This is a genomic window from Pedobacter chinensis (genome assembly GCF_003339865.1).
Lineage (GTDB): Bacteria > Bacteroidota > Bacteroidia > Sphingobacteriales > Sphingobacteriaceae > Pedobacter > Pedobacter chinensis.
On sequence record NZ_QPKV01000003.1, the window covers coordinates 231,465 to 254,815 of the forward strand.

The 23,351-nt window shown below is 37.3% G+C and carries 18 protein-coding genes; 11 read left to right on the top strand and 7 right to left on the bottom strand.

Features of this window, described 5'->3' with window-relative positions; all coding sequences use genetic code 11:
• Window positions 1-3: 3 nt before the first annotated feature.
• The 6 genes from DU508_RS06305 to DU508_RS06330 all read left to right on the top strand — a co-directional run bounded on the left by DU508_RS06305 (window position 4) and on the right by DU508_RS06330 (window position 7,546).
• Entirely contained in the window at window positions 4-630 is a 627-nt protein-coding gene (locus DU508_RS06305; protein ID WP_115401999.1) for a response regulator transcription factor, read from the top strand.
• A gap of 191 nt (window positions 631-821) precedes the next feature.
• Window positions 822-1,187: a VOC family protein gene (locus DU508_RS06310; RefSeq protein ID WP_115402000.1), complete on the top strand. Its 366-nt coding sequence runs from the start codon at window positions 822-824 to the stop codon at window positions 1,185-1,187.
• Between the two features lie 11 nt (window positions 1,188-1,198).
• Window positions 1,199-2,065 carry a helix-turn-helix transcriptional regulator gene (locus DU508_RS06315; RefSeq protein ID WP_115402001.1) on the top strand — a complete coding sequence of 289 codons (867 nt, stop codon included), beginning with the start codon at window positions 1,199-1,201 and terminating at the stop codon, window positions 2,063-2,065.
• Between the two features lie 296 nt (window positions 2,066-2,361).
• Window positions 2,362-5,463, top strand: coding sequence for a SusC/RagA family TonB-linked outer membrane protein (locus DU508_RS06320; RefSeq protein WP_115402002.1), 3,102 nt, complete (start codon window positions 2,362-2,364; stop codon window positions 5,461-5,463).
• A 10-nt stretch (window positions 5,464-5,473) separates the two neighbouring features.
• Entirely contained in the window at window positions 5,474-6,931 is a 1,458-nt protein-coding gene (locus DU508_RS06325; protein ID WP_115402003.1) for a RagB/SusD family nutrient uptake outer membrane protein, read from the top strand.
• A 156-nt stretch (window positions 6,932-7,087) separates the two neighbouring features.
• Window positions 7,088-7,546, top strand: a complete 459-nt coding sequence (locus DU508_RS06330) for a hypothetical protein (protein WP_115402004.1) — start codon at window positions 7,088-7,090, stop codon at window positions 7,544-7,546.
• A gap of 69 nt (window positions 7,547-7,615) precedes the next feature.
• Here DU508_RS06330 and DU508_RS06335 read toward each other — a convergent pair whose 3' ends face one another.
• The 3 genes from DU508_RS06335 to DU508_RS06345 form a co-directional block, all read right to left on the bottom strand.
• A complete protein-coding gene (locus DU508_RS06335) occupies window positions 7,616-8,185 on the bottom strand; it encodes a DUF2911 domain-containing protein (protein WP_115402703.1) in 570 nt (189 codons plus the stop codon).
• Between the two features lie 137 nt (window positions 8,186-8,322).
• Window positions 8,323-8,508 (bottom strand): hypothetical protein, encoded by a 186-nt coding sequence (locus DU508_RS06340; RefSeq protein ID WP_115402005.1) that lies wholly within the window; start codon window positions 8,506-8,508, stop codon window positions 8,323-8,325.
• 72 nt (window positions 8,509-8,580) lie between these two features.
• Window positions 8,581-11,037 carry a glycoside hydrolase family 9 protein gene (locus tag DU508_RS06345; protein ID WP_233509403.1) on the bottom strand — a complete coding sequence of 819 codons (2,457 nt, stop codon included), beginning with the start codon at window positions 11,035-11,037 and terminating at the stop codon, window positions 8,581-8,583.
• Between the two features lie 169 nt (window positions 11,038-11,206).
• Here DU508_RS06345 and DU508_RS06350 point away from each other — a divergent pair, with 169 nt between their 5' ends.
• From DU508_RS06350 to DU508_RS06370, 5 genes are all read left to right on the top strand, one after another.
• Entirely contained in the window at window positions 11,207-11,833 is a 627-nt protein-coding gene (locus DU508_RS06350) for a TetR/AcrR family transcriptional regulator (protein WP_115402006.1), read from the top strand.
• Window positions 11,830-13,149, top strand: a complete 1,320-nt coding sequence (locus tag DU508_RS06355; RefSeq protein WP_115402007.1) for a TolC family protein — start codon at window positions 11,830-11,832, stop codon at window positions 13,147-13,149. Before DU508_RS06350 ends, DU508_RS06355 begins: the two co-directional genes overlap by 4 nt.
• Before the next feature lie 8 nt (window positions 13,150-13,157).
• Window positions 13,158-14,195, top strand: a complete 1,038-nt coding sequence (locus DU508_RS06360; protein ID WP_115402008.1) for an HlyD family secretion protein — start codon at window positions 13,158-13,160, stop codon at window positions 14,193-14,195.
• Window positions 14,196-14,204: 9 nt separating this feature from the next.
• A complete protein-coding gene (locus DU508_RS06365; protein WP_115402009.1) occupies window positions 14,205-15,752 on the top strand; it encodes a DHA2 family efflux MFS transporter permease subunit in 1,548 nt (515 codons plus the stop codon).
• Window positions 15,753-16,014: 262 nt separating this feature from the next.
• Window positions 16,015-18,600, top strand: coding sequence for a phosphoenolpyruvate carboxylase (locus tag DU508_RS06370; RefSeq protein ID WP_115402010.1), 2,586 nt, complete (start codon window positions 16,015-16,017; stop codon window positions 18,598-18,600).
• A gap of 489 nt (window positions 18,601-19,089) precedes the next feature.
• Here the strand turns inward: DU508_RS06370 and DU508_RS06375 are convergent, their stop codons facing one another.
• The 4 genes from DU508_RS06375 to DU508_RS06390 all read right to left on the bottom strand — a co-directional run bounded on the left by DU508_RS06375 (window position 19,090) and on the right by DU508_RS06390 (window position 23,270).
• The gene (locus tag DU508_RS06375) at window positions 19,090-19,338 is read right to left on the bottom strand and encodes a DUF6952 family protein (RefSeq protein WP_010599336.1); all 249 of its coding nucleotides are present in this window, start codon (window positions 19,336-19,338) and stop codon (window positions 19,090-19,092) included.
• Window positions 19,338-19,646: a thioredoxin family protein gene (locus tag DU508_RS06380; protein ID WP_115402011.1), complete on the bottom strand. Its 309-nt coding sequence runs from the start codon at window positions 19,644-19,646 to the stop codon at window positions 19,338-19,340. The genes DU508_RS06375 and DU508_RS06380 overlap by 1 nt, the downstream gene beginning before the upstream one ends.
• A 14-nt stretch (window positions 19,647-19,660) precedes the next feature.
• Window positions 19,661-20,293 carry a peroxiredoxin gene (locus tag DU508_RS06385; protein WP_039479644.1) on the bottom strand — a complete coding sequence of 211 codons (633 nt, stop codon included), beginning with the start codon at window positions 20,291-20,293 and terminating at the stop codon, window positions 19,661-19,663.
• 595 nt (window positions 20,294-20,888) lie between these two features.
• On the bottom strand, window positions 20,889-23,270 hold the full coding sequence (locus tag DU508_RS06390) for a S9 family peptidase (protein ID WP_233509404.1): 2,382 nt from the start codon (window positions 23,268-23,270) through the stop codon (window positions 20,889-20,891).
• Window positions 23,271-23,351: the final 81 nt, after the last annotated feature.

Sequence of the window (23,351 nt, forward strand, 5' to 3'; positions counted from 1 at the left end):
ATAATGAGCAAAAATATACGAATTGTTTTAATTGAAGACGATGATATTCTAAGAATGGGATATGAATCCTTGCTGTCAGACGTTGAAGAGTTTTCGGTTGTAAGTTCATACGCATCTTATGATTTGGCAAAAAAACAACTGGAACAAGATCACCCCGATGTGATTTTGCTTGATATACAAATGCCGGGCACCAATGGCTTGCAGGCTTTGCCTTTTATAAAAAAAATGTTGCCCAATTCAAATATTATCATTTTAACCGTTTTCGATTCTCCTGAATTGGTTTTTGAGGCACTGACAATGGGAGCAGGAGGATATTTAACCAAAAATTCAAGCTCAGCAAAAATTATTGATGCTGTGCGTGAGGTAAGCACAGGTGGTGGTGCAATGAGTACAAATGTGGCGAGAATTGTGATGCACTCATTTCAAAAGAATTTAAACTCGCCATTAACAAAACGCGAAACAGAGATTTTAGATCGGATTGCAAACGGGCAAACGAAATCTCAAATCGCCAATGAGTTATTTATAGATCAGGAAACGGTACGCAGCCATGTCAAAAACATTTACATCAAGCTGGATGTGAATTCTAAATCAGAGGCAATAAAAACAGCTAAAGAGAAACGGTTTATTTGAATTGAATAAACGAACGGCTTAAAACGTGATGGCCGTTCAAGGCCTAAAATCATATTTTACACTAATAATATTATCAGTAAATAGATCATTAACAATATTCCAATAAAAAATAATGCGAAAACCACCCTTTTTGGGGGATTCTTTAGGTTCATATTCAGTTTAATTTTACACCATACAAACTGGATTATTTTATGAACCACCCTTCTAAGTTTTTCTATGTTCAGGTAGCCCGACTTACAGAGGCAAATGATTTCTTTAGAAATCGCTTGGGGATGGTCACTGAGCCAGGTTTTTTGTCTGAAAAAGAACAATGCATTTTGGTTAAACCAGATGGTAACATCAGCATTTTTTTAACTGAAGCAAAGCATGCTAACCAAACAAGGCAAGTGATTCTTAACAGCAGCGATGTGTTAGAAGATTATTGCAGGTTAAAAGCAAATGGTGTTGAGTTTTCAAAAAAACCGGTTTATTTAAGCGAAGGATTAAGTGCAGCATTTTCAGATCCTTATGGAAACGAATATGTCATTTTAGAACAAAGAAATTATAACGAGGATTAATTGCGTTGGCCATGAAATACGTTAAAGAGTTAAGCAATAAAAACAAAATAATAAGCGAACACACTTGTGAGTCGGTTTACGAACAGCAAAACAGTGATTACACTATAAAATTTGTGTTCAGTGGAGCAGAAACATGCGAAATCAATAAACGTAAGTTAAGTATATATCCGGATAGCTTCGCTGTTTTAAATGAAGGAACTCATTACAGCGCTAAGATAGATTCTATCACGCCGGTAAATACATTATCTGTTTCATTTGGAAAAGGATTTATAACCGATTTTCACAATACATTTTCAAATAATAATGAATTTTTGCTTGACTGTAAAGAATCAAATGATAGACCTGTATTTATAGAATCACTTTATCCTTTCGCGGGAGATATGCGCTTTAATGTTCTTCACTTAAAAAATCAGATAGATAAAGGCTTAAACGACGAAATGCTGATCAATGAGTATATGTATCATTGTTTGTTGAATTACTATAAAATCTATAATAAAGAGGTAATCCAGAAACTGGATAAATTATCTTTTATTAAAACCAAAACTAAAGAAGAAGTACTTAAAAGATTAACACTGGCTAAAGAATATATCAGCAGTAATTACAATCAAAATATAACTTTAGAAAATATCGCAGACCATGCCTGCTTATCTGTTAACCATTTATTAAGAACATTTAAAGAAGCTTACGAAATTAGTCCATATCAGTTTTTAATGCAACTGAGGTTAAACAGGGCAAAAAACTTATTGCAAACAACATCTTATTCATTAAACGAAATTGTTGGCTTGGTAGGCTTTGAGTGTTCAAGTTCTTTTATCAGGTTATTTAAAAACACATTCAACATTACACCTTTGAAGTATAAAAAAAGCAGGTTGAATTAAAATATAAATTAGTGATTTCCGCATATTTTAAATAAGCGGTAAAATCTAATTTTGATGCACTTTCAGGACAAATTTTTGTAGAAGTTTTATCCTGTTTAGGTTAATAATGATTAAAAAAGCAAACGGCCAGGATTGGAGTTTGCTTTTTTGTTTTTATAACCTTCTTATAAACAAAATTGGTGTTTTTCGCACATTTTAGGATTTGCCTTAGCTCTAAATTGCGGTTTGATTTGGTTTCATGCTTCCCAGCTGAAAACTAAAAAAACTAATTATTCACTAACTATTTCGTTAAGAACATGAAACAAAAATTACTATTAATTTTAGTGGTAACGGTTTTGTCTTATTTTAATGCATTATCGCAAAATAAAACAATAACCGGAAAGGTAGTTGACGCCGATGATGGACTACCGTTGCCTGGCGTATCAATAAAAATAAAAGGATCTACACAGGTTGTACAAACCACAGGGCAGGGTACTTTTTCAATTTCGGCTCCTTCAAATGCTCAGGCTTTAATCTTGAGTTATGTTGGTTATACCGAGCAAGAAGTAAAAATAACAGGAGAAGATCTTACCATTCGTTTGGTTTCATCGGCTAAAAATTTGCAAGATGTGATGATCATTGGTTACGGCACGGTAAAGAAGGAGAATTTTACCGGTTCGGCCTCTGTAGTTAATGGCGATGTGTTAGAAAATCGTCCTGTAACATCTTTTGAAAAAGCATTGCAAGGTGCTGCGGCAGGTGTTCAGGTAACCAGCGTATCAGGCCAGCCAGGTGCAACTTCAACCGTTCGTATTCGTGGTGTAGGTTCATTTTCAGCATCCAGCACACCTTTGTATGTAGTTGATGGTATCGCAATTACCAATGGAGATTTGAGTTCAGTTGCCCAAACTTCGGATGTTTTATCAACCATAAATCAAAATGATATTGCTTCAATAACAGTTTTAAAAGACGCAACTGCAGCTGCAATTTACGGCTCAAGAGCTGCCAATGGAGTGGTTTTAATTACCACCAAGCAAGGTAAGGCAGGCCAAACAAAGTTAAGCGTAACCTCAAACGGAGGCTATTCTTATCAGGCGGTAGAAAAACATAAGGTAATGGATGCTACACAGTATTATAAAACCTATTGGGACGTTTATTATGCGCAACGCCTGGCAGCTGGCTTAGCACCAGATGCGGCGGCAACAGCAGCGAACTCTTTAACGAATGCCAAACTGGTCGTTAATCCATATAACACTGCTAATCCGTATGCTGCAAATGGTGTACTGGCAAATGGCGCAGCCTTACTTTATGATACCGATTGGCGGAATGAAGTTTTGCGCAGAGGTGTTACTAAAAACATCGATTTATCAGCAAGTGGAGGTAATGAGAAAACTAAATTTTTTATCTCTGGCGGATATTTTGAGCAAAACGGTATTGTAATCCGTTCAGACTTCAACCGTTACTCCAGTAAATTTAACATCAATACAGATGTAACCGATTTCTTGAAAATAGGTATTAATAACACTTTGGCCCGTACCGAGCAAAATACACCGGCAGGAAGTACCGGTTCAGACAATCCGGTAAACTTTGCAGATCAAACGGCGAACATTTATCCTTTGTACGTTAGAGATGCCAGCGGAAATGTAGTGGTTGATGCCAGCGGTAATCCGGTTTATAGTTATATTAATCCGGTTACACCTGATTTTAATCCCGTTGGTTTATCTAAACTGAATGAATACAATACCAAAACATCGAGAGTGTTGTCAAGTCCTTTTGCCGAAGTTAAATTTTTAAAAGATTTTACGGCAAAAAGCATGCTTGCGGTTGATTATATCAACAATCGGGAACGTCAGTTTTACAACATGGAGCATGGCGATGGCGTGAGTGTTAGAGGTCGTGCTTATCGTTATACCAGAGAAGATATTACTTTAACTTTTCAAAATACTTTAACATATAACAGAACCTTCAACCTTCATAGCTTTAATGTATTATTGGGGCAGGAAGCATACCGCACTAAACAAGATTATATTTATGCCCAGGCTACAGGTTTTCCTTTTCCTGGTACAAATGAATTAATTGCTGCATCTACGCCTAATACTACACAATCTTACTATACTCAAAAACGATTATCATCATATTTCTCCCGTTTAGAGTATAATTATGATACCAGATATTATTTATCCGGAAGTTTGAGGAGAGATGGTTCTTCTGTTTTTGGCGCTGATAAAAAATACGGTACATTTTATTCAGTTGGTGGGGCCTGGCGAATTGGAAGAGAAGATTTCTTAAAAGATGTTAACTGGATCGATGAATTAAAATTAAGGGCAAGTTACGGTACTTCGGGTAATGATAGAATTGACCGCTATGCAGCACAGGGCTTATATGGATTAGGTAAAAACTATGAAGGCCAATCGGGTATAAATTATGTGCAGCTGGCTAATCCTGATTTGCAGTGGGAACAAAACTCAACACTTGATATCGGCTTAGAATTCGCTTTGTTCAGAGGCAAATTAAGTGGAGAGGTTTCTTATTACAAACGTGGCTCTGAAGGGATTTTGTTCGATCAGCCCTTATCGCGTTTAACAGGTTTCAATTCACTGTCTACAAACTTAGCATCGATGGATAACTATGGCGTGGAAGTTTTATTAAACGGAAACCCGGTTAAAACAAGAGATTTCGATTGGAATGTATCATTCAACATCACATCTAATAAAAACAAGATCAATAAAATGACTCAAAATGAGGTTATTGATGGAACCAAAAGATGGAAAGTGGGAGAAGACAGATACCAATGGTACTTGCGGGAATACGCTGGTGTCGACCCCGCTGATGGTAGGCCGATGTGGTACATGGATGATCCTGCTACGGGAAATAAAATTACTACAAAAACATGGTCGACAGCAACCAGATACGATGGTTTTGGTTCGTCATTACCGAAATTTACCGGAGGTTTCAACAACACTTTTAGGTATAAGCAATTTGATTTAAGTGTATTTACTTATTTCTCTACAGGAGGAAAAATATACGATACGCTTTATGGAAACCTGATGCACAGCGGCGGTTCTGTTGGTAAACAACTATCGGTTGATACTTACAACCAATGGCAAAAACCTGGCGATATCACTGATGTACCAAGATTTGTAATTAATAATACGGATTTAGGAAACAGTCAATCAACCCGTTTCTTATATGATGGATCATATATGAGAATTAAAAACATAGGATTGGGCTATGCGTTGAAGAAAGATTGGTTGCAAAGCGTTCATTTATCTAATGTAAGGTTATACTTCATGGCAGAAAACCCTTTTACTCTTGCCAAGCACAAAGGAATGGATCCTGAATCGGCAATTACCGGATTGACTGATAATGATATCCCAAATATTAAAACGTTTACACTAGGTCTTAATGTTACATTTTAATTGACTAATAATGAGAAATTTAAAAACATATAAAACCGCAATTTATACAGGTGTTATGCTGCTATTGGTTAGCGCTACCGCTTGTAAAAGAGATTTTCTAGAAGTTACACCAACGCAACAAATCAATGCAAAGGAAGCCTTTTCTTCTCCTGCAAAAATACAGGCAGCAATGACCGGTATTTATGATCTTACCACATTTTCAGGCTACACCAATAACATGATCTTAAGTGCCGATGTTAAGGGCAACGATGTGATGATTGTTAGCGGAGCCGCAAATTATAATCGTTTTGTTGCCCAATATCAATTCATTGAAACAGTAAATAGTGCTGATGTAGCCGCCTGGTGGGAGTACAGCTATAAGGTGGTTTCTAATGCAAATCAGTTCGTAGAAAACATACCTGCATCACCCATTAGCGATGCTTTAAAAACTGAATATTTAGCTGAAGCAAGAGCGTTAAGGGCTTACACATATTTTTGGTTGGTACGTTGGTTTGCACAACCTTATAGCGTAAATCCAGATGCTTTGGGCGTTCCGATTCTGAGAAAACCGTTAGGGCCAAACGAAACCTCTCCATCAAGAGATAAAGTAAAAGATGTTTATGCCTTTATTCTGGAGGATTTAAAATATGCTGAAACGAATTTGCCAACAACTGGCAGAACCAGCATTTACAGAATGAGTGTTCCTGCCATACAGGGTATTTTGGCCAGAGTTTATTTAACTATGGGGAATTGGGCTGAAGCCAGCAGATACGCGAAATTAGCCCGCGCAGCAAAGCCGTTAAGTACCGCAGCGGCGCTTCTTACTGGTTTTAACAATCCAACTTCTGAGTGGATTTATGCCATCAACGTCAGAACTGATGATAACCAGGGGTTTTTAGCGGTATCTTCTTTTTACGATCCTTATGATGTAGGTTATTCCAGTTTCAGGGTTACTGATGATTTCTTTAACTCATTTGCAGCGAATGATGAACGTAAAAAGCAATTTTTAGTGAAAAGCAGTCCAACTGCAGCGGCAAGTACAGGCGAATACAGAAGAAGAGGAGAGGGTTACCTGATCAACAAGTTTGATTTTACCACCACCAATGCGAACAATCAGGTGTTAATCCGTTCATCGGAAATGTATTTGATTGAGGCAGAGGCAGAAGCAAGGCTGACAAATGAGGCTGTTGCTAAACAAGCACTGCTGGCCGTACAACAACGGGCTGGCGTTGCAACAACTGTTTCAGCGAATACAGGAAATGCGTTAATTGAAGAGATTTTAACAGAGCGGAATAAAGAGCTATATGGCGAAGGACACAAATTTTTCGATTTATTGCGCACCAATAAAGGTGTTAACAGAACAGGCTCTACCGTTCACTGGAAAATAGTAAACTTCCCTTCGGGAGATAACAGATTGGTTTCTCCGATTCCACAAGCAGAATTAGATGCAAACCCGGTGTTGAAACCACAACAAAACCCAGGATACTAACCAAACAAACAGTTTTTAATTTAGCTGCCCTCTTCAATATTTTTGAAGAGGGTTTTTTTATGAAAATCACATTTTAGTTATCTGAAAAAGAAGGTGTTATCGGCATATTTTAATTTTCATTTCTAACCGAAATTTAATAAAAAAACACAAATAGTTATGAAACTAAAAGCATTGGTGATTTTATTACTAGGTATGATAATCACAAACCATGTTGTTGCGGCAGAAAAACCTACAGCAAGCCACAAATCGGTAATTAATTACTTTATGGATAGTTACATTAATTCTGATTATAAGAAGTTAAAGGCCGTTTTGAGTGATGATGCCGTTTATACTTCTAACCGTGATGTGAGGGTAATTAAACATAAAGGAAGCGATATTCTAAATCAATTAAAAAAGAATGATGGCGTTAAACAAAGGGATTGTAACATCAGCTCAAGCATCATTTCAGAAACAGATGCATTGGTAATTGCCCGTGTTGATATCAGTTATGATCTCTTTGACGGTAATCAGCAAAACTTTGTGGTTATTGAAAAAGATAAGGAAGGCGAATGGAAAATTACCCAGGTATATAAATTGTATATCAGCAATGAAAGTACAGTTAAAAAGCTGGTTTAAATTTCGTTTTGATTGAAAAAAGAAAGCCCTGATTTTTGAAGTCAGGGCCTTTATGTTTTTTAAAGTTATCTAGAAAGAAATTGGCAATTCAACTTGCGTTTTATCCCAGCCAATGATCAAGTTTGCACCTTTTTCTTTTGTTGTAAAAGTTAAAGAAAAGTATTCAATAGGTTTGGTCAAGGTTTTAACAGGGACGTTAACGCGAACCACATCTTTTGATTGATCGTAAGTAAAAGCACCCCATCGGTCAATTTGCTTGTTTACAATAATTGTCCAGTTATCCTGATTAGGAATTGCAAATAAGCTGTAAGCTCCCGATTTGATTTTTTTTCCACCGATGCTTACTTTTTTAAAGAAACGAATCTCTGTGCTTTCATTTGCGCCAAAACGCCAAACCCTCCCATATTGCTCTAAAACGCCAAAAATATCACGCCCTTTTTTTTGTGGACGAGAATATACAATTTTGATGATAGGCGTAGTCACATCTCCATTTTTTGCTTTAGGAGCATTTAATGGATAATAAACAATATCTGCCGGGCTTGGGTCTGCAGGTGGAAATTTAACATCAGCAGAAGTAATTTCCTGTGCCTTTACACTAAAGCATACGAGAGCGAAAACAACAATGAAGATATTTTTCATTTGTAGATAGTTTGTTTTCATTTGGTAATGAAGCTATTATGATTTTACAACGATTTTTAAAATCATAACGGTTTCATTTGCTGTGAGATTTAGTTAAAACTCCTGTTTAAAGGATATTCAGGTTAATTGACGATAGACTAGTATTTTCTGCCTTTTACAATGGCATTTAAAAATAAGCCTGCGGTTAACAAACCTAAAACACCACCTAAAATTGCGAAAATATAATTATGCGTAATGATTGCTCCGGTTAAAACTCCAAAGAATAAACCTAAAGCATAATATAGCCAGTTGAAATTATTGCTGCTGTTTTCTTGTACACTCATTTTTTTGTTATTTAGGGGCAAAGTTAATATTTATTTTAAATTATAATTTGCCAACTTGGCTCAATATTTCAATTAATTATCAATTCTTGTTAATTGATAGCCATCTTTTTTTAAGTAATGTATCAATTCAGGTAATCTGTCGTAAAATTTATCCGTTCTTCTTGGGTCTGTTCCAATATGCAGCAACAAATAAAACCCGTTTAAACCACTGGGATTTTTATCATTAAAATCGGTTATTGATTTGAAAATCTCATTGCTGGAACGATAGCTTTTTCCCATCTCTGGATAAGTGTAATCGGCATTGGAGCGTGTTCCTGGTGTAAAATTAATCAATTTTATGCCTTGTTCTTTTGTCCAGTTGGCAATGGTTTCGTTATACCACTCATACGGTGGAAGGAAGTAACCTGCTTCAGACTTCCTGATTCCGAAATTTGCCATCGCAGCATAATTGGAGTTTAAATCCCGATCAAACTCCGATTTGCTGATGAGCAAGCTATCCCTGTTATTCCAATCACAATATAATAGATGCCGATCTGAATGCGGCCCTAAATAATGACCTTTTAGTTTTAACTTTTTTATCAATGCTTTATATTTTGGATTTCTATAGAAATTGCCCGTTAAAAAGAAAGATGCTTTTACCTTTTCTTCATCGAGGGTTTTCAATATTTTTTCTCCTCCATCTGCAAACTCGTCGCCAGTAAATACCAATGAAATTTTTTTGATTGTTGAATCTCCTCTAATATTTGCACCTAAACTGTAAGTTTTATTGGAATTGATCGGTTTTGATTGTGCTTCTTTCGCTGCCAGTAAGTAAATGAGCGATGCTGTTCCATCCATGGTTGGTTCATTGGTGCTGTAATCGCCATAATCATCATGATAAACCGCTAAATCACTCTGAAATGCTTCATATTCATCATCTTCAGCTAACTGAATTCCAATTAAACCTTTGTAAATATTGGTATAAACAGGTCCATCAACCAAGCCACCATCAATAGGGTAGTTTTTTAAATGCGTGAAAGCAGAATGTGGGTCTGTTGGTGTATCTCCCCAATCCGGTAAACCATAAACCATGCTGGTTCCCCACGGATTACATCCAAAAATCCAATCGAAATTCGCCTGCTCCAGTTCAGAAAATTGCTTATCACCAGTCAGGTTCTCATACCAGCCGCACTGCATCGCAAAAGCAACTGTTAAATTGTTGCTGCACCAAATAAAAGGAATACCTCTATAAAAAGCGTTTGTTTTTGCCCGGTTCCAAACCTGTTCAATGCCGAGTTTGTAATAATTTTGGATCTTAGTTCTGTTCTCTCCCTCTAATTGTTTGGCCAGTTCGTAATGGCCAAGGTTGATAAAGGGATAGTACTGATAATGGGCCGCAGTGTCTTTTTCCATCCATGGAGTAGTTTTTTCCTTCTCGGCATAAAATAAAGCATTGTTTATGGTTTTCTGGCTTGATTTTGTAGTTTGAAAATTTAATGAAGCCACGGCCAGTTCAAGGTCATCAACCCAATTATCTTCCGCATAAATGTAGGGCGATTTTACCGAAACGGTTTGTGTTACTCCTGGTTTTTGAAGGGCAAATTTTAATGCCGTTTTTCCTTTCTGATTAAGCAAGGCTGAATAATTTTTATCCAGATCTTTAAACAAGGTTGCACCTAAATTAAAGGCGCTGGTAAATTTGGCTGCGGTAGAGCTTGTGCCCGTTGTGGCATTCATGAATTTTCCGCGTTGCTGCGGCTCGCCCGTAATAAAATAAAGCGGGCGCTCAAATCCTTTTCCATATTGATTGTCTTCTTTTGGGATGCGCATACTGATATGATCGCGATCATCTGCCAGCTGGTTAAACATTATATTTTTCTTCGGATGCATTTTGAGCAACCAATCCAGGCCCCATTTTGCCTCATCTAAAACATCGGCTCTTCCATTTTTACCATCCAGACCATTATCCATTTTATCATCTCCAAAAACTTGTGGAAAATCGCGATAGGCCATGAGTAAATGATAAGTTGCATTTGCTGATGTGGTTGAATATTGCAAATAATCGCTTGCATCATGCCATCCGCCGGATGCATCGAAATGTGTACTATCTTTAATTCCAGCTTTTGAGCCGTATAAAACAAAGCCATCGTGTGTGTGGCAACTATCTTTTAAAAATGGGTTAAAGCCACTCCGTTGCTGGCGCATATAACGCAAACAAAAATCGGCTGTACCTTTATAAACATCATGGTTAATTAAAACCAGGGGAGAAAGGATTCCGTTAGCGCGGATGAAAAAACGCCCTTTCAGTTTAAAATCAGAAAAATTTAAGCGGGCGGTTTTATTGAACGGGCCATAAGCATCAAAATTTTTGATGCTGCCTGAGGTGTAAACAACTTTATTTGTTCCTTCTTCAATAATTTCAAATTGAGCAGGAATTTCATTGTTTTTACTTGCCCAAACTGCAACTTTTATCCCATGAGTTGGATAGCCCAGTAAATTAACCCTTATCCAGTTCTGTTGCTCTGGTTTTTTGTCGCTTTTAAAAGCCATCAGCAAGCATGTAAAACAACCAATGAAGAGAAGAATAAAGCCATTTAATTTCATAACACGGGAAAATATTGTCATTAAAATTAAGCTTTTATCAAGATAATGTAAAAGAACGATCAATATATTTGGAAATTAATCAAACGATTGATTAATTTTGTGTCAACAAAAAGAAATGAAAACAGAAAAAGTAGATAAAAAACAAGCCATTTTGGAAGCAGCAGAAAAGCTGTTTTGTGAAACGGGTTATGAAGGTACTTCAACCCGGCAAATTGCCAGAGAGTCTGGCGCTAATATGGCCATGATTAATTATTATTTCGGTTCTAAAGAAGGTGTTTTTGTTGAGATTATGAATGAGCGTATAGCAGGTTTTGCTTCTCAGTTAAAAATCATCAACGAGGATAAAATTTCGGCATTAGAGAAATTACATAAGGTTATAGAAGGTTATGTAAACAGGATATTAAATAATACGGCTTTCCATAAAATGATGCACAGGGAGTTGTCTTTAACGCAAAGACCTGAAATGTATGATAAGATCAAAGATGCCATGAGCCATAATATGCAGCTTATTGATCGAATTATTACAGATGGAATTGAGGATGGCAGTTTTAAACAGGTTGATGTAAGAATGGTTATTGCTACCATTATGGGAACCGTTACCAATATTGTGATTGCTCCAAACAAAGTAATGCCTTGCTCCAACTTTGATTTAAACGACCCGAAGAATAAAAAAATTATTAAAGAGCGCACCATTGCTCATTTAAAAGACCTAACAACAGTTTATTTAACATCAAAAAAATGATCCCCAAATCAATCAGATTAATGCTTGTGGCATCATTAATTCCTGCAGCTTTATTTGCCCAAAGTATTAAGGAATTAAATATCAATCAAGCAATAGAACTTGGCATTGCCAACAGTAAAAATTTAAAACTCTCCCAAAATAAAATTGATCAGGCGGTTGCTCAGCTGGAAGTGGTAAAAGATAATGCGCTGCCATCTGCAAATGCCAGCTTCATGTACAATCATGCTGAAATACCTACGCATACTTTTAGCCTTGGCGAAGGCGCAACGGCTTTACAGTTACCACGCAGAGCCGATGCCTTTGTTGGAACTGCAGCTGTTCAGGAGTTGGTTTATGGGGGTGGCAAACTTAAATATGCCAAAGAATCGACTAAGCTACTGGCAGATGTTGCCCGTTTAGACGCTGATAAAAGCAAAGAAGAAATTACTTATGCGGTAATCAACACCTATTATTCGTTATATAAAGTGCTGCAAAGCAGAAAAGTGGTTGATCAGAATTTAGAATCAATTGCTGCTCAGATTAAACAGGCCCAACGTTTTTTCGAACAGGGCATTGTGACTAAAAACGATGTGCTGCGTTTCCAGTTACAACAAGCTAATGTAAGGTTAACCCAAATGGATATAGAAAGCAATCGCAAAGTGATTAACTATAACCTTGATATTTTATTGGGCTTACCGGAAGATACTGAGGTTAAAATTGTTGATCCGGACGCAGGCTTAAAAACCGCCAGTGCTTTAAACGATTACATCAGTTTGGCCATGGCAAACCGTCAGGAATTAAAACAACTTGATGTGCAAAATAAAGTTGCTGATTATAACATTAAAACCATTAAAGCGAACACTTTGCCTACCGTTGGTGTTGGTGCTAACTTATATTATATCAATCCAAGTGGTAGTTTTATTCCTCCGGTAAACCAATATTTGTTACCTGTTACCGTTGGCGCAACGGTTTCATGGAATATTGGCAGCCTTTGGACCAACAAAAACAAAGTAAGTGAAGCAAAAATTCAGCAGAATGAAATCACACTTCAAAAAGACATTTTATCTGATCAGGTAAAAACAGATATCAACAGGAACTATCAAAACTATCAGCTGGCGATCAATAAAATACAGGTTTTAGAAACCTCAATTGCCCAGGCCACCGAAAATGATAAATTACTGGCATCGAAATACAAAAATAATGTGGCTTCGGTTACCGATCGGATTGATGCTGAAACATTATTATATCAAGCTAAAATAAATTTAGAGATAGCAAAAGCCGACGCTGGTTTAGCTTACTACACTCTACTCAAATCAACAGGAAAAATAACGCAATAAATACAGCAATGACAACTGAAAAGAAAAAAAAGAATATTGTAGTACCCATCATTTTAGGTGTTTTACTCGTAATTGGTGTCATTTTTGGCATCACAGAATGGAATTATTACAGCAAGCACGTTGATACGGATGATGCGCAGATTGACGGAGACATCAGCCCTGTTGTTGCGCGTGTGGGTGGTTATGTTAAGGATATTAATTTCGAAGAAAATACCCACGTAACTGAAGGTCAGGTTTTGGTTAAACTTGATGATAGTGATTTTAAAGTAAAACTGGAGCAGGCAGAAGCGGGTCAGAAAGGTGCAAATGCGGGTGTTGGTGTTGCTCAATCACAGATTATAGCTACTCAAGCCAATACAAGCACAGCAAAAGCCAATGTAGAAGCTGCAAAAGTTAAATTAAACTTAGCCAATAAAGATTATGATCGTTATGCAAACCTGGTAAAAGACGGTTCCATTACGCAACAGGCATTTGACCAGGCTAAGGCATCAAAAGAATCTGCTCAGGCTGCATACCAGGCTGCTGTAGATCAATACAATGCCGCAGTTAAACAAGTGGGTACTACTCAATCGCAACTGGCCGTGAGCAATAATGTAATCAGTCAGCGCCAGAGCGATATTGATTTTGCTAAACTTCAATTATCATATACCGATATCAAAGCACCGGCATCAGGTATTGTATCTAAAAAGAACGTTCAAAAAGGCCAATTGGTGCAAGCGGGGCAGGCTTTGTTTTCGGTAGTTAATGATGGAAGTATCTACGTGACCGCAAACTTTAAAGAAACCCAATTAGAGAAAATCAAAACAGGTTCTAAAGTAGAAATCGAAGTAGACGCTTATCCAAACGAGAAAATTGAAGGTGAAGTGTATAACTTCTCTCCAATTACCGGTGCTAAAGGATCTTTATTGCCTCCGGATAATGCCACAGGTAACTTCGTTAAAGTTGTTCAACGTGTTCCGGTAAAAATCAAAATTCATCCATCAAAAGAACTACTTGCAAAATTACGCCCTGGAATGAGTGTTAAAGCATCAGTATCTACAAAATAAAAAATTAAAATGGCCGAAGTAGGTTTAAAAAAGTGGGTTATTACTTTTACGGTGATCACAGCTTCGTTATTGGAGCTGATTGATACCACCATCGTGAACGTTGCAATTCCACAAATACAGGGAAACCTGGGCGCCACCTTAGAAGATGTCGCCTGGCTTTCTACCGGCTATGCGGTAGCGAACGTTATCGTATTGCCGATGTCTGGCTGGTTGGGGAACCGGTTTGGCAGGAAAAATTATTTTCTGACTTCCATTATTGTTTTTACCCTCGTTTCCTTTTTGTGCGGAAATGCAACATCATTGAATGAACTGATTTTATTCAGGATTATACAAGGTTTGGCAGGTGGTGGTTTAATATCGACAGCGCAAGCTATTTTAATTGAAACCTGGCCTCGTGAGGATGTGGGTATAGCAACCGCCTTATTTGGCTTGGGTGCGGTAGTTGGCCCAACCGTAGGTCCAACCATTGGTGGATATATTTTGGATATCAGCTCCTGGCCATGGATATTTTATGTAAATATTCCCGTCGGAATACTCGCCGCCTACTGTACGTACACGTTTGTTCGGGCGACTCCGAAAGAAGGGCAGGGCCAACCTGTCGATTGGTGGGGTATCGCATTATTGGCCGTTGCAGTAGGTAGTTTGCAAACCGTGTTGGAAAAAGGCGAAAGTGAAGACTGGTTTGCCACACCATATATCACAGGATTAGCTGCGGCTTCTGTTATTGGTTTACTGCTTTTCATCTGGCGGGAAATGGCAACAGACCATCCGATCGTAAATTTTAAAATTATGCGCCACAGGAGTTTTGCTGTGGGTATGTTTACCTCATTTGTGCTAGGTTTTGGTTTGTATGGTTCGGTGTTCGTATTTCCTGTTTTTTGCCAAAACTTATTGGGATTTTCAGCTTTGCAAACCGGAGAATTGTTGTTTCCCGGTGGATTATGTACCATTGTGATGATGCCTTTTATTGGTATTATGCTTAAAAAGGGTATTCCAGCTCAGTTTATGGCTACTGGTGGAATGCTTTTATTCTTTGTTTTTTGCTGGATGCTGAGCAACTCAACCTTACAATCTGGAACAAATGATTTCTTTTTACCGTTGATGATCAGGGGCGTGGGAATGGCCTTGTTATTTGTTCCTTTAACCACACTCGCCATTCAGGATTTAAAAGGCCCTGAAATTGGACAAGGTTCTGGTTTGAATAACATGATGCGTCAGTTAGGAGGTTCATTCGGAATCGCGGCTTTAACCACTTTAATTCACATTCGTTCTGGTTTTCACCGAAGCAACTTGCTCACAAACCTGAATGAGTACAACCCGGCTTTTGTAGAACGCTTTAACGGCCTGATCAAAACTTTCATGGCAAAAGGACAAAATTTTATCGATGCTAAAATCATGGCTACAAAAGCAATGGAAGGGATTGTGACCAAACAAACCATGTTGCTTACTTATGATGATGCTTATTGGGTTGCTGGTTTAATTATGTTGTTTTCAATTCCTTTGCTTTACCTTCAAAAGTTTAAGAAAAATGCAAACATTCCTGCCGATGTGCATTAAAATTTGCAAAGAACCAGTATAAATAATGATAAAAAATAAAAACAGCCGGTGTATTTTATTACATCGGCTGTTTTAACCCAAAAAATTAACAATCAATGCAATGCCCTTAAACATTGCAAATGTTCTTACTTCACTACCAGGTAGCCAAATAAGATTCTAAAATTAAAATTTATTCTACAATTTTCCAAATTGTAAGCCTTAGAATTTTAATACCTTACGCATTTTTTGTAGTATTACCGTATACAAAACTATTGCTTAAGCTATGCCTAAACTTCGTTTAACAACGCAACGAGAATCTATTTTTAACAACGAGGTAATCTCAAAATTTGAACTGTTTAACAGTTTGTTTTTAACACTGCCTTTTTATAAGATTAAGGATACAGGAACATTATTGCCATTATTTTTTAAAAGCTGTGAAGATGGAATAGCAAACGGACAAAAACCTGCTCAGATTATTGAAGAGTTTTTTTCAAAGTTTACCAGTTATACTGATAGAAAAGATATCATTGACTTGCTTTTTCGCTTCATTCAATATATAGAGCGTCAGGTTGTGCTTTTTGATGCTGTAGAGGATGCCTCTTTCACTAAGCTAAACACTACAGATGAGCAGAGTACGCTGGCTTTTATCCTGAAAAAGAATGCTGATAATAAGTCAATGTTAGCTAAAATTGAGAAATTGATCGATGAGCTTTCACTTCGTTTGGTGTTAACCGCCCATCCCACTCAATTTTATCCGGGAAATGTTTTGGCCATTATAACTGATTTAACCAAAGCCATTAGAGATAACGATATTATCTCCATGAACTCTCTTTTGCAGCAATTGGGTAAAACACCTTTTTTTAATAAAAAATCACCAACACCTGTTGATGAAGCACTGAATTTAGCCTGGTTTTTAGAGAATACCTTTTATTTCGCTGCGGCAAATATTCAGGAAGAAATTGACCAGAACCTGGATGAATATAATCTGGAAACGAAAAAGATTTTAGAGCTGGGCTTTTGGCCTGGAGGTGACAGAGATGGAAATCCAAATATTCATGCAGATACCACTTTGGAGGTTTCTAAAATGTTGCGTCAAATTCTTTTCCGTTGCTACTATCGTGATTTTAGGGTAATTAAACGCCGCATTACTTTTAGAGGCGTAGAAGAAAATATAGCGAACCTGCACGATGTTCTTTATAGAAATGCTTTCGATCAAAGCTGTGAATTACACGATATCTCTGATGAATTAAAAGAAAACCTGAATAAAATAAAAGAAACTTTATTAGCTGAACACGAAGGTTTGTTCGTTGATTTGGTAAACGATTTGATTCGTAAAATTGATCTATACGGAAACTATTTTGCTTCACTGGATATTCGTCAGGATAGCCGAGTGTTAAGAAACGTTCATGCATATTGTCGTCAAAATAAACCCATTTCATCATTATATCCTGATAATTATGATCAACTTACAGAAACTGAAAAGCTAAAACTGATTTCTTTTAAGGAAGCAACAATTGTTTATGCAACCGAGGGAGATGATTTAATTAAAGACACGATTCAAACCATTAAAGAAATTAAAGGCATCCAGAAACGTAATGGCGAAAAAGCCTGTCACCGATTCATCATTAGTAACTGTCAGCAGGCCAGTGATATTCTTCAATTGATTGAACTTTTCTTGTGGAATGGCTGGAGCAAGGATAACCTGACGATTGATTTCGTGCCCTTGTTTGAAACCGTAAACGATTTAAAGGGTGCTGCGGCAATTATGGATACACTTTACAGTAATCCATTTTACAAAGCACATTTGGCAAGCCGGGGCAATAAGCAAGATATCATGTTGGGTTATTCTGATAGTACGAAAGATGGAGGTTATTTAATGGCCAACTGGTCTATTTTTAATGGTAAAACATCGCTATCGGCAGTAGCTAAAAAACATAATATTCAATTGGCGTTTTTTGATGGCCGTGGTGGGCCACCTGCTCGTGGTGGTGGTAAAACGCATCGTTTTTATGCCTCAATGGGGAAGGAGATTGCCAATAAAAACATGCAATTAACTGTTCAGGGACAAACGATCAGTTCACAATATGGCTCTGTTGAAAGCGCTGAATTTAACATTGAACAACTCATTAATGCCGGATTAACTTCCGGTTTGAAAGAAAGGCACAACATTCTTTTGGATGAAGAAAATAAAGCTTTGCTGGATGAAATGGCCGAAGAAAGCTATAAGGCTTTTGTCGATCTGCGTGAGCATCCTTTATTTGTGAGTTATCTGGAAAAACTTTCTCCACTAAAATTATTGTCTCAGGCGAATATCAGCAGTCGCCCGGTAAAAAGAAATGGTGGCGGCGAAATGAAGCTTGAAGATTTAAGAGCGATTAGTTTTGTGACCGCCTGGAGCATGTTAAAGCAAAATGTTCCGGGTTTCTTTGGAATGGGAACAGCATTGAAAAGCCAGGAAAAAGCTGGAAACTGGGATAAAGTAGTTAAGGTTTACCAGGATTCTGATTATTTGAAAACGATTGTGGACAACTGCATGATGAGCATGAGCAAATCAGACTTTGTAATCACTGCACATTTAGCCAGCGATAAAGAGTTTGGTAATTTCTGGACGCAGCTACATGATGAATTTGAATTGACGAAATCAATGCTCTTAAAGCTATCAGGACAGCCTTCGCTTATGGCAAACTATCCAATTGATAAAAAATCCATTGCCACGCGTGAGCGGATTATTTTGCCTTTGGTTTTAATTCAGCACTTTGCTTTAGAGAAACTGCAACATGATCATAATGAAAAAGATCAAACAGCATTAGAGAAACTGGCTGTTAGAACGGTTTTCGGGATTGTAAATGCGGGCAGGAATTTGGCGTAAAATTGGCCGTTTTGTCATTCTGAGGAACGAAGGATCCCTAACATAGCGGCAGAAGTTTTGGTTACCGGTTACCGTTGATTTTGTGATTCTTCGGTTGCAGATTATTCATTAATAACGTTATTTTAATTGCATTCATGGCTTGCTTCACAAGTATTCAGAATGACAGAGCGCTTACGAAGCGCTATAAAAAACTATTAGTTCCATGCTCTGTATCCACACAAGCTTTTTTACACCAGTCAAAACCGATCGTTACCCTGAATTTTTCATTTGTTTTTAAGTTTTTATTGGTATTCAAGAGGGCTGCGCCGTTTATTTCAGGGTCTTAACAGCGATGTGGCAGAGCGTCAAGAAGAGTACAAAATAATATAGCAAAAAACCCCTCGCATTAAGATTGCTTCGTGTCTCAGGAATGACGTGATGCCTAAAAAACAGAAAACCCTTTGCAAATCTGCAAAGGGTTTTCTGTTTTAAAGAGCCTGATTAAAGAAATTATCTATCAATCGAACCCATTACCTTTTGGCCAAAAGCATTTAATGCATCTTTTTCAGCAGCGCCTTCGCTCACCATTTGATGTACTTCAAGCGCACCACAAATATTGGTAATCATTTCGCCTGCAACATCAACCTCATGCTCACTAACGCCTCTGAACTCGCAGAAAGCCTCCAAAACCTCCAGAGTTGTCTCCAGTTGTGCCGGAGTGGTGTTTTGAAATAATTGTCTTATAACCGGAATCTTCATTACTTTATCTTGTTAAATAGTTCAATTAAACCATCTGCTTTGTTGGTTTGTACCTGATCAACCAAATTTCCCCCTTCAAAAGCTGCAAAAGTTGGTAAATTATCAACGTTTGCAAATTTGCGTGAGTTTGGAAGTTTTTCGGCATCAACAATCAGGAAAGCCACGTCTTCATTTTCTGAAGCTAATTTTTTAAACTTAGGTTTCATGATTCTGCAGTTACCGCACCAGGATGCAGCATACTGAACCATAACCTTCTGGTTATCAGCCAGGTATTGTTGAAGATTATCTTCTGTTAATTCTAAAAACATAACGTTTTGCTTAATTAGTTAGCGGCTAAATATTCAGCAACGCCAGTTCTGTTTGCGTTCATTGCTTCTTTTCCTTCTTCCCAGTTTGCAGGACAAACTTCGCCATGTTTTTGAACGTGAGCATAAGCGTCAATTAAGCGTAAATATTCTTTAACGTTTCTGCCAAGTGGCATATCGTTAACACTTTCGTGGAAAACTTTACCGGTTTCATCAATTAAATAAGTAGCTCTGAAAGTTACATTTGAACCAGAGAAAGATTCATTTCCTTCTTCATCGTAGTTAACTTCCTGATCTAAAATATCTAAAATACCAGATAATTGTCTGTGTGTATCAGCTAAAATTGGATAAGTAACTCCCTCAATACCACCGTTATCTTTTGGTGTATTCAACCAGGCGAAGTGAACCTCATTCGTATCGCAGGATGCACCAATTACAATTGTGTTTCTTTTTTCAAACTCAGGTAAAGCCGCCTGGAAAGCGTGTAATTCTGTAGGGCAAACGAAAGTAAAATCTTTTGGATACCAGAATAATAACACTTTACTATTTTTGTTTACAGCTTCTTCAAATACATTGATTTTCAAGTCATCACCCATGTCTGACATTGCATCAATACTAACACTCGGGAATTTTTTACCTACTATTGCCATAATTTTTTGTCTTTAATTTTGTGCTGCAAAGGTAACGTTAAATCACTCTCGAATCAACCCGATTTTATTAATTATCAATTGTATTTATTGATATCGATATAGTCAAAAACTATAATTGTTCAAAACTATATAACATTTCGCTATTTTTAATTATCTGGAAACGAATCAAAGCTGCTTTTGGTTTTGTGATGCTCCATCCATAACTGGAAATCATAATCTTTTTTAAGCATCTCTCACGCTGGGACACAAAGTATCTGTTTCATCGGTTGCAGATGCTTTGTTCCTCAGCATGACAGCAAATTCAAGTCCGAAGGACTGATACAGTGCTGGAAAATTTATGAATTTATCGATTTTAACCTCTAAAGGGTATCTTATCTCTTATCCCGAACTCACGTTCTTTAAGGAGAAAACAAAAAATAATTGTGAATCCTGAAGATAATTTATTTTGCCTCGCAGTTACTTCGTGGTGATGAAAATCAAGATGAATGACGTTGAGATTCTTCAGGTATTTCCCGCAGATGCCACTGATTACGCAGATAAAATAAAGTCTGTGTAATTTCTTGAATCTGCGGGATATTTCTTTAAGACTTAATTCTTATTTCTTCAGTGTATTTTCATACAATTTAAATATCCGTTTATATTCATCTGTCCAGCTGCTCGGTTCAATAAAACCGTGATCTTCCACCGGATAAACGGCCAGTTCCCAATTGTTTTTTCCAAGTTCAATAAAGCGCTGTGTGATACGCACAATATCCTGAAAGTGAACATTCACGTCAACCATTCCATGAGCCATTAGCAGGTTGCCCTTAAGCTTATCGGCAAAATATATCGGAGAACTTTTTTTGTAAGCAATTGGGTCGTTAAAAGGCTCATTTAAAATATTCGAAGTATAACCATGATTATAATGCGCCCAATCGGTAACTGATCGTAAAGCAGCACCGCTTGCAAAAACGTCAGATTCATTGAACATGGCCATTAAAGTAATAAAGCCACCATAAGAACCCCCATATAAACCAACATGTTTAGGATTAACACCATATTTTTCAACCAAAAATTTAACGCCATCAACCTGGTCAGTCAAATCTTTACCACCCATGTGGCGGTAAATCCCTGTACGATGGTCGCGGCCATAACCAGAACTTCCGGTATAATCGATATCAATTACGGTATATCCATGATCAGCTAACAAATTGTTAAACATAAACTCCCGGAAGTAAGTGCTCCATCCAAAGTGAACATTTTGTAAGTAGCCGGCACCGTGAACAAAAACCACTGCCGGATGATTAGGATGCGGCTGATCTGATTGATAAACCCTTGCATAAATATCGGCTCCATACCGGTTTTTGAAAGTTACCATATCAGGCTGGCGCCATTTGTAGGAATTAAATTCTGCCGAAGCAGATTGTGTAATCTTTATTGCTTTTGCCCCAACCTTATTTGCCTGAAGATATAATTCTCCAGGCTTATCCATATAAGAGTAATTAATGGCGATATGCTTTTCATCAGGAGAAAGTGTAATATTATTCAGGCCTTTCATGGTTGTGATTTGAACCGGTTCGCCGCCATTTACGCCAATTTTAAAAAAATTAGTAATGCCGGGATGTTCCTTATTTGCCGTAAAATAAAATGTGCTTTTATCTTTCGATAACTTTAAAGATTGTACTTCCCATTTACCCGATGTCAATTGTTTTTTATCGCCTGTATTAACATTAACCGTATAAAGATGAGCATATCCGGTAGCCTCGCTTTGATAGTAAAAACGGTTATTGTCAATCCAACCTGTGTTTCCCTGGAAAAATCCGCTAATGCCTGGGCCACCAATCCACGCCTCGTCATGTTGACGGTCAATTAAATTGAACTTGCCTGTAGGGGCATCTAATTTTAAAATCCAACGGTCTTTATTATCAGCAGAAGTGGCAACTATAACTCCTGTGCTGCCATTTTCATTCCAAAGCGGCCCAAAGAAATTAACCAATCGGTCGGCATTTTTCTTCTTTAATGTATCAAGTTCTTTTGGGTAGTCTTTATAAAATTCAGGAATATCCTTTATACCAGGAATTGTTGAGGTTTGAATTGCATAAACTGAATCTCTTTGTGTATCGTATATAAAGCCTTGCGTAATGTTTTCGTTTTCGCCAACTTTGGTTCTCCCTGGTATATCTTCTGTATAGCCCGAAGCTGTTACATAATTTGGAACAATGGTACTGTGGTTGTTTTGAGCTGGAGTAGTGAGTTTATATGTAATAAAACGTCCGTCAGGGCTAATGACCACATTGTTCAAAAATTTATCTTCTGTATAAATTTCCTTTAAAGATTTTGTATCTGCTGATGGCAATCCAAAACGGGTTCTTCCTCCTCGTCCTCCACCGGTTTCAGCATTTCTTTTTTTGATGATATCAAAAAGTTCTGTTTGTTGTGCCTTTAGCCAATTATCTTGTTCGGAAGAAGATTTTGCAGGAATTCTTGGCGCTTTTTTGCCTTTAACGAAATTGGTTAATTGCTTGGTTTCAGCAGTTTTTAAGTTAAGCTGAAACAGATTGTCGCCCAATTGATAAACAATATCGCCATTGGTTAAGAAAACCGGATTGCTTTCTCTTTCCATGGTGTTTGTTAATCGGGTTTCTTTATTGGTTTTGAAATTCTGTAAATAGATATCTCCACTTTTTTCAACTAATCCCAGTGAATTATCTTTACCGTAAATATAATTTAAGCTCAATAATTTCTCATCTTCTTTATCAACCGCCTTTATAGGGGTTGTTGAAGTTGTTGCGACTTTGTATAGCGCTTCCTTTTCCTTGTTTTCAGGATTCCAATTAAAATATAAAGTTTTACCATCTGCTGTCCAGCGAAAATTTGTTGGAGAAGTACCCATCCATTTTGGATCTCTCATGATTTTCTCTACAGTTAAGGGTGCAAGTTGTTGCGCAAAAGTATATTTGCCTGTGCAAAGCAAAAGGAAAAGTAAATATTTCTTCATGAAGTTTATTTTGGATGTTGCAATTTAAAGAATGCAGATACCAAATCATTAAGGAAATGGAAATGTTACAACGGATTATCC